The organism is Clavibacter rahimiani (assembly GCF_052654495.1).
In genome coordinates, this window is the sequence record NZ_CP199790.1 from 1,552,059 (window position 1) to 1,564,863 (window position 12,805).

Sequence of the window (12,805 nt, forward strand, 5' to 3'; positions counted from 1 at the left end):
GGGTGGTACCGCGCTCGGGGATCCGCACACGGATCCGGGCGTCCTCGCGGAGAGCCGACGCCGCAGGAGATGCCATGACCTACCCCCGTCCCGTCCCCGACGACCCGCACGCCCCCGACCAGGTCGCGGCGAGCCCGCGCTTCCCGGAGATCGAGACGGGCATCCTCGCGTTCTGGAAGCGCGACGACACCTTCCGCGCCTCCGTCGAGCAGCGCGAGGGATGCGACGAGTGGGTCTTCTACGACGGCCCGCCCTTCGCCAACGGCCTGCCGCACTACGGGCACCTCCTCACCGGCTACGCCAAGGACGCGTTCCCGCGCTTCCAGACCATGCGCGGCAAGCAGGTCCACCGCCGCTTCGGCTGGGACACGCACGGCCTCCCCGCCGAGCTCGAGGCGATGCGCCAGCTCGGGATCACCGAGAAGAGCGAGATCGAGGAGATGGGCGTCGAGCGGTTCAACGCCGTCGCGCGCCGCTCCGTGCTCGAGTACACGGGCGAGTGGGAGGAGTACGTCACCCGCTCGGCGCGCTGGGTCGACTTCGAGGACGACTACAAGACGCTCGACGTCGACTTCATGGAGTCGGTCATCTGGGCGTTCAAGGAGCTGCACACGAAGGGCCTCGCCTACGAGGGCTTCCGCGTGCTGCCGTACTGCTGGCACGACCAGACGCCGCTGAGCAACCACGAGCTGCGGATGGACGACGACGTCTACCGCATGCGCCAGGACCAGTCCGTCACCGTCACGTTCCCGCTCGTCGGCGCCAAGGCCGAGTCGCTCGGCCTCACCGCCGTCCGCGCGCTCGCCTGGACGACCACGCCCTGGACCCTGCCCACGAACATGGCGCTCGCGGTCGGCCCGGACATCACCTACGCCGTCGTGCCCGCGGGTCCCGCCGGGACGCCCGACTCCGAGGCGCCCGACTCGCTGCCCCGCGCCTCCTCCGTGCAGCTCGCGGCCGAGGTGCTCGGATCCGAGTACCTCATCGCCCAGGACCTCGTCGGGAACTACGCCAAGGACCTCGGCTACGCGTCCGCCGACGAGGCCCGCGCCGCCGTCTCCCGCACCGTGCTCGGTCGCCAGCTCGAGGGCGTCGCGTACGACCGCCTCTGGGACCACTACGCCGACACCGAGCGGTTCGGCACCGAGAACGCGTGGCAGGTGCTCGTCGCCGACTACGTCACCACCACCGACGGCACGGGCATCGTGCACCAGGCTCCGGCCTACGGCGAGGAGGACCAGCAGGTCTGCGGCGCCGCCGGCATCCCGGTGATCCTGTCCCTCGACGAGGGCGGCCGGTTCGTCGACACCGTGCCCGAGGTCGCGGGGGAGCTGTGGTCGGACGCCGGCAGGACGCTCACGCGCATGCTCAAGGCGCAGGGCCGCCTCATCCGCCAGGCCAGCTACGAGCACTCCTACCCGCACTGCTGGCGCTGCAAGAACCCGCTCATCTACAAGGCCGTCTCCAGCTGGTTCGTGCGCGTCACGGACTTCCGCGACGACATGGTGCGCCTCAACCAGGACATCTCGTGGACGCCCGAGAACGTCAAGGACGGCCAGTTCGGCAAGTGGATCGGCAACGCGCGCGACTGGTCCATCAGCCGCAACCGGTTCTGGGGCAGCCCCATCCCGGTCTGGAAGAGCGACGACCCCGCGTACCCGCGCGTCGACGTGTACGGCAGCCTCGACGAGCTCGAGGCCGACTTCGGCGTGCGCCCGACGGACCTGCACCGTCCCTTCATCGACGAGCTCACGCGCCCGAACCCCGACGACCCGACGGGGCGCTCCACCATGCGCCGCATCGAGGACGTGCTCGACGTCTGGTTCGACTCGGGATCCATGCCCTTCGCGCAGGTGCACTACCCGTTCGAGAACCGCGAGTGGTTCGAGGAGCACAGTCCCGCGGACTTCATCGTCGAGTACATCGGCCAGACCCGCGGCTGGTTCTACACGCTGCACGCGCTGTCGACGGCCCTGTTCGACCGGCCCGCGTTCTCGAGCGTCGTCAGCCACGGCATCGTGCTCGGCAACGACGGCCAGAAGATGTCGAAGTCGCTCCGCAACTACCCGGACGTCAACGAGGTCTTCGACCGCGACGGATCCGACGCCATGCGCTGGTTCCTCCTCGCGAGCCCCGTGCTCCGCGGCGGCAACCTCGTCGTCACCGAGGAGGGGATCCGCGAGGGCGTCCGCCAGGTCCTCCTGCCCCTCTGGAGCACCTGGTACTTCTTCTCGCTCTACGCCAACTCGGCGGCGCCCGGCGGCTACGACGCGCGCCGCGACACGACGAGCGACGACGTGCTCGACCGCTACATCCTGGCGCGCACCCGTCGGCTCGTGACCGACGTCACGGAGCACATGACCGCGCTCGACTCGACGCTCGCGGCCGCCGCGCTCCGCGACTTCGCCGACGTGCTCACCAACTGGTACGTGCGCCGCAGCCGCGACCGCTTCTGGGCGGGCGTCGAGGCCCAGGCGGACGGCACGGTCCGCGGCACGCAGGCGTTCGACACGCTGTACACGGTCCTCGAGACCGTGGCGCGCGTCGCGGCGCCGCTCCTGCCGCTCGTCTCCGAGCGGATCTGGAAGGACCTCACCGGCGGGCGCAGCGTCCACCTCGAGGACTGGCCGGACCCCGCGGACCTGCCCGCCGACGACCGCCTCGTCGAGGTCATGGACCGCGTCCGGCAGGTCGCGTCCACCGCGCTGTCGCTCCGCAAGCAGTCGGGCCTCCGGGTGCGCCAGCCGCTCGCGCGCCTCACCGTCGTGAGCGACGACGCCGAGGGGCTCGCCCGGTTCGAGGACATCCTCCGCGACGAGCTCAACGTCAAGGCCGTCTCCGTCGAGGAGCTGACCCCCACGAGCGCCGCCGACGCGGGGATCACGCGCCGCCTCACCGTCAACGCGCGCGTCGCGGGGCCCCGCCTCGGCAAGGGCGTGCAGCAGGTGATCCAGGCCGCGCGCCAGGGCGACTGGACCGAGGCGGACGGCGAGGTCGTCGCGGGCGGCGTGCCGCTCGTGGCCGGCGAGTACGAGCTCCTGCTGGAGGTGGCGGGCGACCGCGCCGACCAGGCGCTCGCGCTCCTGCCGGGCGGCGGCTTCCTGCTGCTCGACACCGCGCTGACGCCCGAGCTCGAGGCCGAGGGCCTCGCGCGCGACGTCGTGCGGAACGTCCAGGACGCGCGGAAGGGCGCGGGGCTCGACGTGAGCGACCGCATCGCGCTCGTGATCCGGCTGGACGCCGCGGGCGCCGAGCAGGCCGAGCGGTTCCGGGACCTCATCGCCCGTGAGACCCTGGCGGTGGCGCTGCGCATCGACGTGGCCGCCGAGCCGTCGGCGTCCGGCATCACCGTGGGCGGCGGTTCCCCCCTGGACATCGAGGTGGAGCGAGCATGAGCGACCAGCAGGGCGGACGGCCCTTCGACGACGACGACATCCGACGCGACGACGACTTCGAGCCGGAGACGGACGAGGGCGTCGACGCCGCGGCGCGCGCCCTCGACCCCGACGTCGACGGCCTGAGCGACGACCAGCTCTTCGCGGACGACGCGGCCGAGCTCCGCCGCGAGGCCGAGCAGTCCATCGTCGCGGGCCGCGAGGTCGAGGACGAGAACTACTTCGAGCGCGAGGGCGACCAGGTCTACCAGGCGCTCCTCGCCCGGGTGGGGGAGCAGGCGCCGCAGCCGCGCCTCTCGGCCACCCGCCGGGTCGTCGAGCTGCTCGGCGACCCGCACCGCGCCTACAAGGTCGTGCACGTCACGGGCACCAACGGGAAGACCTCGACGAGCCGGATGACGGAGAGCATCCTCCGCGCCGCCGGCCTCCGCACGGGCCTCTTCACGAGCCCGCACCTCGTGCGCCTCAACGAGCGCATCGTGGTCGACGGCCGGCCGATCACCGACGAGGCGCTCAGCCGCAACTGGGCCGACGTCGAGCCCTTCATCGACCTGGTCGACCAGGAGCTCGTGGCCGCGGGCGAGCAGCCCGTCACGTTCTTCGAGGCGCTCACGGTGCTCGCGTTCGCCTCCTTCGCGGACGCGCCCGTCGACGTCGCCGTGATCGAGGTCGGCATGGGCGGCGAGTGGGACTCCACCAACGTCGCCGACGGCGAGGTCGCGGTGTTCACGCCCGTCTCGCTCGACCACACGCAGCGGCTCGGATCCACGGTCGCGGAGATCGCGCGCACCAAGTCCGGCATCGTGAAGCCCGCCTCCGACGTCGTGTCGAGCGCGCAGGTCCCCGAGGTCGTGGCCGAGCTCACCCGCGCCGCGGAGCTCACCGAGTCGACCTGGTCCATGGAGGGGGAGCGCTTCCGCCTCCTCGACACGACCCTCGCGGTCGGGGGCCAGGTCATCTCCGTGCAGGGCCTCGCGGGCACCTACCGGGACGTGTTCCTGCCGCTCTTCGGCGCGCACCAGGCGCAGAACGCGGCGGTCGCCATCGCCGCGGTCGAGTCGTTCCTGGGCGGCGGCGACCACGCGATCCACGAGGACGTCCTCGCGGAGGGCCTCGCCACCGCCACGAGCCCCGGCCGCCTGCAGGTCGTCGGCACCGAGCCGACCGTGCTCGTCGACGCCGCGCACAACCCCGCGAGCGCCGCGTCGCTCGCCGCCGCGCTGCCCGTCTACTTCACCTTCGACCGCGTGACGGCCGTCATCGGCATCCTCGAGGACAAGGACGCGGAGGGCATCGTGCGCGAGCTCGCGCCCGTCGTCGACCACTTCATCGTCACGCGCTCCGCGTCGGAGCGCTCCGTGGATCCCGACGAGCTCGCCCGCGTCGTGGTGGGCGTCGTCGGCCGCGACCGCGTCACGGTCGAGCCCGACCTCCGCACCGCCCTCGACGACGCGCGCGACTCCGCGGGCGAGACCGAGAAGGGCGCCGCACTCGTCACGGGGTCGATCCTGCTCGTCGGCGAGGCCATCGCGCACGCCCTCGACGAGGGCTGGAAGACCGCGTGAGCACCGACGGCCGCCCCGCGCGCACCCGGCGACCGCGTCCGCCGCGGACCACGGTCGAGATCCTCGGGTCCATCGTCATGGGCTTCCAGGTCATCGTCGTGTTCCTCGCGAGCCTCGTCGCGTTCGGCCTCGAGGCCCTGCCGGCGCTGCCCGCGCTCGGCGGCGGCGCGCTCCTCGTGCTCGCGATGCTCACCGTCGTCGGATCGCTCCGCACCCGCGCGGGGATCCGCGCCGGCTGGGTCGTGCAGGTGCTCGTCGTCCTCACGGGCCTCGTGCTGCCGGCCATGTACGCCGTCGGCGGCTTCTTCCTGCTCCTCTGGGTCTACGCCATGGTCCAGGGCACCCGCATCGACCGCGAGAAGGCGGCCGCCCGCGGCGCCTGGGAGCAGGCCATGCTCGACGAGCAGGCGGCCGCGCGCCCCGACGGCGTCCCGGGTCCCGACGACGGACGCCCCACCGACCACCGACCGACCACCGAGCCGCCGGCTCCCACCCCGTAGGAGAGACACCCATGACCGCTCCCGTCCAGGAGACCCTCGTCCTCGTCAAGCCCGACGGCGTCGCCCGCGGCCTCACCGGCGAGATCCTCCGCCGCATCGAGGCCAAGGGCTACCAGATCGTCGACCTCCGCATGGTGCAGGCCGAGCGCACCCTGCTCGAGCAGCACTACGAGGAGCACCAGGGCAAGCCCTTCTACGAGCCGCTCGTGGAGTTCATGGAGTCCGGCCCCGTCGTCGCGGTGCGCGTCGCCGGGAACCGCGTCATCGAGGGCTTCCGCTCGCTCGCCGGCACCACCGACCCGACGGGCGCCGCTCCCGGCACGATCCGGGGCGACCTCGGCCGCGACTGGGGCCTCGCCGTCGCGCAGAACCTCGTGCACGGCAGCGACTCGCCCGAGTCCGCCGCGCGCGAGCTCGCCCTCTGGTTCTAGGCGTCGCACGACGAGGGGCCGACCGGATCATCCGGTCGGCCCCTCGTCGTCCCTCCCGCTCCGCTCAGCCGAGGAGCGTGGGGAGGAGCGCCGGGAACGTCGCGATCACGGCGACGACGATGATCGCGTAGTTGAGCACCACGACCGCCCACGTGTAGGGGGCCACGGCGTCGGCCGCCCGACGGATCCCCGACGGCACGGGGATCAGCCCCGAGCGGGCGGTGGCGGCGAGCGTGCCCCACCACAGCGGGATCATCGCGCTCCACACGAGCAGGCAGTAGGGGCAGAGCGCGCCGATCACGAAGACGCTCTGCGTGAAGAGCCACGTCACGAAGAGCCAGCCGCCGAGCGTGCCCAGCGCGAAGAGGGTCCAGAACCAGCGGGCGAAGCGGGCGCCGGCCAGCAGCGCCATCCCGAGGACGATCGGCACGACGAACGCGGCGACGCCGATGAGCGGGTTCGGGAACCCGAGCAGCGACCCCTGCGGTGATCGGATGACCGTCGCGCAGGAGATGAACGGGTTGATGTCGCACGAGAGCGACGCGCCCGGGTTCTCCAGCAGGTTCAGCCGCTCGAGCACGAGGACGAACGACCCGATCCACCCGACGACGCCCGTGACCACGAGCAGGAGGGCCAGGGAGCGGGGGTGCACGGGGGCCCGGGTCGCGGTCATGCGGCGATCATGGCAGACGGCGGACCGCCGACCCTGACGGCCGCACAGGCGTCGGCGTGCGATACTGGCTGGCAGGTCGGACCGCCGCGCGGGACGACCGCCATGAAGAGTCTTTCCCGGGGCAGACCCGGGCCGCACGGCACGTCCGGCGGCGGATAGCCAGTTCCGTACCAGTGCGCACGACCGAAGCCTCGGGCCGGACGTCGCAGACCAGGATCGACGGAGAACCGCCCAGGCGGGGATCCACTCGGAGAGCTACCGGGGTACGGCGCGGCCGTACCGACCGGTTGAGGAGTGCACCAGAGATGGTGGAGAGAGACGAGAACACCGGCAGGAGGCGTCCCAGCCTCTTCGAGCGGCTGACCGGCCGCCGTGCCGAGCCGAACGCGGCACCGGAGACGGACGGCGCGCCCGTCCTCCCCGCGACCGCGACCCCCGAGGCGAGCGGCACGCCCGCCGCCTCCGAAGCGAAGGGCCTCACCCTGAACGAGAACGACGACACCCAGTCCACGCCGGAGCAGCCCGAGACGCCGGTCGCCCGACGCTCGCGTCGCGCCGGCACCAGCACCGCATCCGCTCCCGCGGCCTCCTCGTCGGAGGGCGCCAGCGTCGACGCGTCCGCCGAGGCGCCCGCGTCCGGATCCGATCCCGTCGCGCCTCCCGTGGAGGAGGCCGCCGCGCCTGCCGCCCGGGCGCCCCGCAAGCGGGCCCCCCGCAAGGCCGCCGCCGCGCCCGAGGAGACGGTCCCCGCCGACGTCGACGCGCCCGCCGACGTCGACGCACCCGCCGCGGAGGCACCCGAGGACGAGGCGGCCCCGGCCGCTGCAGCCGAGGCGCCCGCCGCCCCGGCCCGCACGCTCCCGTCCCTCTCCGTGTTCTTCCAGGCTCCGGACATCGCGCCGCTGCCGGCCCGCCGCGAGCGTGACGACCGCCGCGACGACCGCCGCGACGACCGCCGCGAGGAGGAGGACGACCTCGACCGCGACGAGCGCCCCTCGCGCTCCTCGCGCCGCGGCGGGCGCGGCCAGGACCGCAGCACCGGCCGCGACGGCCGTGACAGCCGCGACCGCGACGACGACCGCGACGAGGAGGACGACGCCCCGTCGGTCCGCCGCCGCGCGCGCCGCCGCTCCGGCGAGGAGGGCCGCGACGGCGACGACGCGCCCGGCACCGTCGTCAAGGTCCGCACGCCCCGCGAGCAGCCCGAGCTCATCACCGAGCCGCAGCGGATCAAGGGATCCACGCGCCTCGAGGCCAAGAAGCAGCGCCGCCGCGACGGCCGCGACGCCGGACGCCGCCGCCCGGTCCTCACGGAGTCCGAGTACCTGGCCCGCCGCGAGTCGGTCGACCGCAGCATGATCGTCCGCTCGCGCGACGGCAAGATCCAGATCGGCGTGCTCGAGGACCAGGTGCTCGTCGAGCACTACGTCGCCCGCGCTGACGAGGCGTCGCTCATCGGCAACGTCTACCTCGGCCGCGTCCAGAACGTGCTGCCGAGCATGGAGGCCGCCTTCATCGACATCGGCCGCGGCCGCAACGCCGTGCTGTACTCCGGCGAGGTCGACTGGGAGGCCGCGAACGCCGACAAGGGCGGCGGCAACCACGCGCGCCGCATCGAGGTCGCGCTGAAGCCCGGCGACCGCGTGCTCGTCCAGGTCACGAAGGACCCGGTCGGCCACAAGGGCGCGCGTCTCACGAGCCAGGTGAGCCTCCCCGGCCGCTACCTCGTCTACGTGCCCAACGGGTCCATGAACGGCATCAGCCGCAAGCTCCCCGACACCGAGCGCGCGCGCCTGAAGAAGACGCTCAAGGAGGTGCTGCCCGACAACGTGGGCGTCATCGTCCGCACGGCCGCCGAGGGCGCGACCGAGGAGCAGCTGAAGCTCGACGTCGAGCGCCTCACGTCGCAGTGGGCCCAGATCAGCAGCCAGGTCGAGAAGGCGCAGGCGCCCGCGCTCCTGCACTCCGAGCCCGACCTGCTGCTGAAGATCATCCGCGACGTCTTCAACGAGGACTTCCGCGAGCTCGTGATCGACGGCGGCGACGCCCAGGAGATCATCGAGGGCTACCTCCGCGGCGTGGCGCCGGACCTCATCGACCGGGTGCAGACGTACCGCGGCGAGAAGGACTCCTTCGACGAGCACCGCATCAGCGAGCAGATCGAGAAGGCGCTCGACCGCAAGGTCTGGCTGCCCTCCGGCGGCTCGCTCGTCATCGACCGCACCGAGGCCATGACCGTGGTCGACGTCAACACGGGCAAGTTCGTCGGATCCGGCGGCAACCTCGAGGAGACGGTCACCAAGAACAACCTGGAGGCGGCGGAGGAGATCGTCCGCCAGATGCGCCTGCGCGACATCGGCGGCATCATCGTCGTCGACTTCATCGACATGGTCCTCGAGACCAACCGCGACCTCGTGCTCCGCCGCCTGGTGGAGTGCCTCAGCCGCGACCGGACGAAGCACCAGGTCGCCGAGGTCACCTCGCTCGGCCTCGTGCAGATGACCCGCAAGAAGCTGGGCCTGGGGCTCCTCGAATCGTTCTCGGAGAACTGCGAGGCGTGCGCCGGCCGGGGGATCATCATCCACCACGACCCGCTCATGGCCCACAAGCAGACCCCCCAGGAGCCCGTGCAGGGCCAGGGGCGTCGTCGCGGCGGCAAGGGCCAGGAGCACGGCGCCGGCGGCAACGGCGGCAACGGCAACGGGTCCACCGGCGGCGGTCGGGGCAACGGCGGCGGCCAGGCCCAGCAGCAGCAGCAGCGGACGCCCGCGGCCAGCACCCACAGCATCACCGAGGACGCGCGCTCGGCCCTCGCGAAGATCGCGACGAGCACCATCCAGACGGTGAACGACGCCATCGACCGCGTCGAGGACGTCGTGCGCACGCCGGAGGAGACGCCGGACGCCGGACGGACCGCACCGGAGGCCGCGGCCGCGGAGGAGCAGCCGCGCGGCGACCGCCCGCGTCGCAGCCGGGGCGGCCGGGGACGCGCGTCGTCCGCGACCGTGGAGCAGGAGCGCTCGGAGCCCGTGGCGCCCGTCGCCGAGGAGCCGACGGCCCCCGCCGAGGACCCGACGCCGGCGGACACCGCCGTCGAGGAGCCCGCGCTCTCGACGCTGGAGCCGCGCGAGGCCATCCGCCTCGAGCCCGTGCAGATCCTCGACATCCCGGTGGCGAGCGCCCGCACGGCCCCGCGCCGCGTCAGCTCGGCCGACGCGGAGCAGCTCCTCGGCTCCGTGCTCGACGCGCTGCCGCAGCCCAAGGAGCCGGGTCAGGGCCGCTCGCGCAGCCGCCGCGTCTCGACCGCGACGCTGACGACGCCGGCCCCGTCGGACGACGCCAGCTGATCCGCCGGCCGTCCGCGACGGCCGCAGACGTGAGGGCCCGGAGCATCCGCTCCGGGCCCTCGGTCGTCCCGCGGCGCGTTCGGCCCTCAGGCGCCGGGCAGGCGCCGCTCGCGCTGCGTGACGCGGAGGCCGCTCGCCTGGAGGCGCCGCACGAGGTCGCGGTTGGAGACGGGCTCGGCTCCCCGGGCGACCAGCTCGTCGTAGCGGGCGGCCGGCACGTCGTAGTGGTCGCGGTCGAAGCTCCGCTCGGGGACGCCGGCCGCGCGGGCGAACGCGTGCAGCTCCTCCAGCGACGCGTCGCTCACGAGGTGCGCCCACAGGGTCCCGTGCGCAGGCCAGGCGGGACGGTCGAGGAGCACGCTCATCCTGCGAGCATAGGCAGGCGTCGACGCGATCCCATCCGCAGACCGCCGCGACGCGCCCGGCGCGGTTGCGGCCCGGCGGCCGGACCCTCGCGTATGATCGACGGAGGACGCCCGGGGTCCGGAGTTTGACCCCTGTCCGGCGTTCCGGTAACGTGAGTCGCTGGCATGCGCCGATCCCCGAGGGGTCGTGCGTCTGCGGCAGACTTCCTCCAATGATTCGGGCCACAGGGCGTCAAGTCCCTAGTGAGTCAAGCCCGCGAGAGAAAACAGGTACGGAAAAGTGGTTTACGCAGTTGTGCGCGCCGGCGGTCGGCAGGAGAAGGTCGAGGTCGGGACCATCGTCACGATGGACCGGGTCAAGAACCAGCAGAGCGGCAAGGTCGTGCTCCCCGCGGTCCTGCTCGTCGACGGCGACACCATCACCACGGACGCCGCCAAGCTCGCCGACGTCACCGTCAGCGCCGAGATCCTGAACGACCTCCGCGGTCCCAAGATCGTCATCCAGAAGTTCAAGAACAAGACCGGCTACAAGAAGCGCCAGGGGCACCGCCAGGACCTCACGCGCGTCCAGGTCACCGAGATCAACTAGCACTGAGAACGCAGGGAGAAGCAGATGGCACACAAGAAGGGCGCGAGCTCTACCCGCAACGGCCGTGACTCGAACGCGCAGCGCCTCGGCGTGAAGCGCTTCGGCGGCCAGGTCGTCGGCGCCGGCGAGATCATCGTCCGCCAGCGCGGCACGCACTTCCACCCCGGCGTCAACGTCGGCCGTGGCGGCGACGACACGCTGTTCGCCCTCTCCGCCGGTTCGGTGGAGTTCGGCGTCAAGGGCGGCCGCAAGGTCGTCAACATCGTCGTCCCGGCCTGACGCAGGCCGACAGCACGACACCCTGCAGCGGCATGACCGCGCAGCACATCAAGGGCGGGCCTCGGCCCGCCCTTGCGTGCGTTCTGCAGGGACACCTCTAGAAGAAACGAGCTCCACCCATGGCGACATTCGTCGACACCGTGACCCTCCACCTGCGGGCGGGAAACGGCGGCAACGGCTGCGTCTCGGTGCGCCGGGAGAAGTTCAAGCCCCTCGCGGGCCCGGACGGCGGCAACGGCGGGAACGGCGGCGACATCGTGCTCGTGGCCGACCCCCAGGTCACCACGCTCCTCCCGTACCACCGCGGCCCCCACCGGTCCTCCCGCAACGGCGGCCCCGGCATGGGCGACCACCGCCACGGCACGCTCGGCGAGGCCCTCGAGCTCCCCGTGCCCGTCGGCACCGTCGTCAAGGACGTCGACGGCAACGAGCTGGCCGACATGGCCACGCCCGGCATGCGCTACGTCGCGGCCGAGGCCGGCCAGGGCGGGCTCGGCAACGCGTCGCTCGCCACCACCAAGCGCAAGGCGCCCGGATTCGCGCTCCTCGGCACCCGGGGCTACGAGGGCGACGTCGTCCTCGAGCTCAAGGTCGTCGCCGACGTCGCGCTCGTGGGCTACCCCTCCGCGGGCAAGTCGAGCCTCGTCGCCGCCATCTCGGCCGCGAAGCCGAAGATCGCCGACTACCCCTTCACCACGCTCCACCCGAACCTCGGCGTCGTCGAGGTCGCGGACTCGCGCTACACCGTCGCCGACGTGCCCGGCCTCATCGAGGGCGCGAGCGAGGGCAAGGGCCTCGGGCTCGAGTTCCTCCGTCACGTCGAGCGGTGCTCCGCGCTCCTCCACGTGCTGGACTGCGCCACGCTGGATCCCGGTCGCGACCCGATCTCCGACCTCGACATCATCCTCACCGAGCTCGCGGCGTACCCCGTCCCCGACGGCCAGGTCCCGCTGCTCGAGCGTCCCCAGCTCATCGCGCTCAACAAGATCGACGTGCCGGAGGCCAAGGAGCTCGCCGAGCTCGTGCGGCCCGAGCTCGAGGCCCGCGGCTACCGCGTCTTCGACATCTCCACGGTGAGCCACGAGGGCCTGCGCCAGCTGTCCTTCGCCCTCGCCGAGCTCGTCGAGGACGCCCGCACGAAGGCGGCCGAGGAGCCCGAGGCCCCGCGCATCGTCCTCCGCCCGCGCGCCGTGGACGAGAAGCCCTTCCGCATCCGCGTCGACGGCGGCAGCTACGGCGACATCTTCCGCGTCCTCGGCACCAAGCCGGAGCGCTGGGTGCAGCAGACCGACTTCACGAACGACGAGGCCGTGGGCTACCTGGCCGACCGGCTCGCGAAGCTCGGCGTCGAGGACGGCCTGTTCAAGGCCGGAGCCGTCGCCGGATCCAGCGTCGTCATCGGCGAGGGCGACGGCGTCGTCTTCGACTGGGAGCCCACGCTCACCTCCACCGCGGAGCTCATCACGAGCCCCCGCGGCGCCGACTCCCGCGTCGACCCGCTCAACCGCCGCACCAACCAGTCGCGTCGCGAGGACTACTTCGCGCGCATGGACGCCAAGGCCGAGGCGCGCGCCCAGCTCGTGCGCGAGGGCGAGGCCGGCCTCTGGGCGGACGACGACGCGACGGACGAGGACGCGGCCTCGGACGACAAGGCCTAGCGG

General features: G+C 72.8%; 10 protein-coding genes. 8 read left to right on the plus strand and 2 right to left on the minus strand.

From position 1 onward, the window contains the following. Nucleotides 1-74 precede the first annotated feature (74 nt). From ileS to ndk, 4 genes are read left to right on the plus strand one after another with little or no spacing between them, the layout of a single operon-like run. Nucleotides 75-3,395, plus strand: coding sequence for an isoleucine--tRNA ligase (ileS, locus tag ACT7CP_RS07400; protein ID WP_445443936.1), 3,321 nt, complete (start codon nucleotides 75-77; stop codon nucleotides 3,393-3,395). Further along, nucleotides 3,392-4,960 carry a bifunctional folylpolyglutamate synthase/dihydrofolate synthase gene (locus ACT7CP_RS07405; RefSeq protein ID WP_445443937.1) on the plus strand — a complete coding sequence of 523 codons (1,569 nt, stop codon included), beginning with the start codon at nucleotides 3,392-3,394 and terminating at the stop codon, nucleotides 4,958-4,960. The genes ileS and ACT7CP_RS07405 overlap by 4 nt, the downstream gene beginning before the upstream one ends. Next, nucleotides 4,957-5,460, plus strand: a complete 504-nt coding sequence (locus ACT7CP_RS07410; protein ID WP_445443938.1) for a DUF4233 domain-containing protein — start codon at nucleotides 4,957-4,959, stop codon at nucleotides 5,458-5,460. Before ACT7CP_RS07405 ends, ACT7CP_RS07410 begins: the two co-directional genes overlap by 4 nt. Before the next feature lie 11 nt (nucleotides 5,461-5,471). Beyond that, nucleotides 5,472-5,891: a nucleoside-diphosphate kinase gene (gene ndk, locus ACT7CP_RS07415; protein WP_445443939.1), complete on the plus strand. Its 420-nt coding sequence runs from the start codon at nucleotides 5,472-5,474 to the stop codon at nucleotides 5,889-5,891. Between the two features lie 64 nt (nucleotides 5,892-5,955). Here ndk and ACT7CP_RS07420 read toward each other — a convergent pair whose 3' ends face one another. After that, on the minus strand, nucleotides 5,956-6,564 hold the full coding sequence (locus ACT7CP_RS07420; RefSeq protein ID WP_445443940.1) for a vitamin K epoxide reductase family protein: 609 nt from the start codon (nucleotides 6,562-6,564) through the stop codon (nucleotides 5,956-5,958). A gap of 305 nt (nucleotides 6,565-6,869) precedes the next feature. Between ACT7CP_RS07420 and ACT7CP_RS07425 the strand changes: the two genes are divergently transcribed. Next, the gene (locus ACT7CP_RS07425) at nucleotides 6,870-9,911 is read left to right on the plus strand and encodes an Rne/Rng family ribonuclease (protein WP_445443941.1); all 3,042 of its coding nucleotides are present in this window, start codon (nucleotides 6,870-6,872) and stop codon (nucleotides 9,909-9,911) included. Between the two features lie 86 nt (nucleotides 9,912-9,997). Here the strand turns inward: ACT7CP_RS07425 and ACT7CP_RS07430 are convergent, their stop codons facing one another. Continuing rightward, nucleotides 9,998-10,276: a DUF4031 domain-containing protein gene (locus ACT7CP_RS07430; RefSeq protein WP_413963138.1), complete on the minus strand. Its 279-nt coding sequence runs from the start codon at nucleotides 10,274-10,276 to the stop codon at nucleotides 9,998-10,000. 280 nt (nucleotides 10,277-10,556) lie between these two features. Here ACT7CP_RS07430 and rplU point away from each other — a divergent pair, with 280 nt between their 5' ends. The 3 genes from rplU to obgE all read left to right on the plus strand — a co-directional run bounded on the left by rplU (nucleotide 10,557) and on the right by obgE (nucleotide 12,802). Then, nucleotides 10,557-10,865 (plus strand): 50S ribosomal protein L21, encoded by a 309-nt coding sequence (rplU, locus tag ACT7CP_RS07435; RefSeq protein WP_012038175.1) that lies wholly within the window; start codon nucleotides 10,557-10,559, stop codon nucleotides 10,863-10,865. 24 nt (nucleotides 10,866-10,889) lie between these two features. Then, nucleotides 10,890-11,144, plus strand: a complete 255-nt coding sequence (gene rpmA / locus ACT7CP_RS07440) for a 50S ribosomal protein L27 (RefSeq protein WP_012299161.1) — start codon at nucleotides 10,890-10,892, stop codon at nucleotides 11,142-11,144. A 119-nt stretch (nucleotides 11,145-11,263) separates the two neighbouring features. Then, complete coding sequence (gene obgE, locus ACT7CP_RS07445) at nucleotides 11,264-12,802, plus strand: GTPase ObgE (RefSeq protein WP_445443942.1); 1,539 nt, start codon at nucleotides 11,264-11,266, stop codon at nucleotides 12,800-12,802. Nucleotides 12,803-12,805 lie beyond the last annotated feature (3 nt).

Bases quoted from the DNA above. Each gene is read 5' to 3' on its own strand.
- ileS (WP_445443936.1), top strand. From the start codon at position 75: ATGACCTACCCCCGTCCCGTCCCCGACGACCCGCACGCCCCCGACCAG.
- ACT7CP_RS07405 (WP_445443937.1), top strand. From the start codon at position 3,392: ATGAGCGACCAGCAGGGCGGACGGCCCTTCGACGACGACGACATCCGA.
- ndk (WP_445443939.1), top strand. From the start codon at position 5,472: ATGACCGCTCCCGTCCAGGAGACCCTCGTCCTCGTCAAGCCCGACGGC.
- ACT7CP_RS07420 (WP_445443940.1), bottom strand. From the start codon at position 6,564: ATGACCGCGACCCGGGCCCCCGTGCACCCCCGCTCCCTGGCCCTCCTG.
- ACT7CP_RS07425 (WP_445443941.1), top strand. From the start codon at position 6,870: ATGGTGGAGAGAGACGAGAACACCGGCAGGAGGCGTCCCAGCCTCTTC.
- ACT7CP_RS07430 (WP_413963138.1), bottom strand. From the start codon at position 10,276: ATGAGCGTGCTCCTCGACCGTCCCGCCTGGCCTGCGCACGGGACCCTG.
- rpmA (WP_012299161.1), top strand. From the start codon at position 10,890: ATGGCACACAAGAAGGGCGCGAGCTCTACCCGCAACGGCCGTGACTCG.
- obgE (WP_445443942.1), top strand. From the start codon at position 11,264: ATGGCGACATTCGTCGACACCGTGACCCTCCACCTGCGGGCGGGAAAC.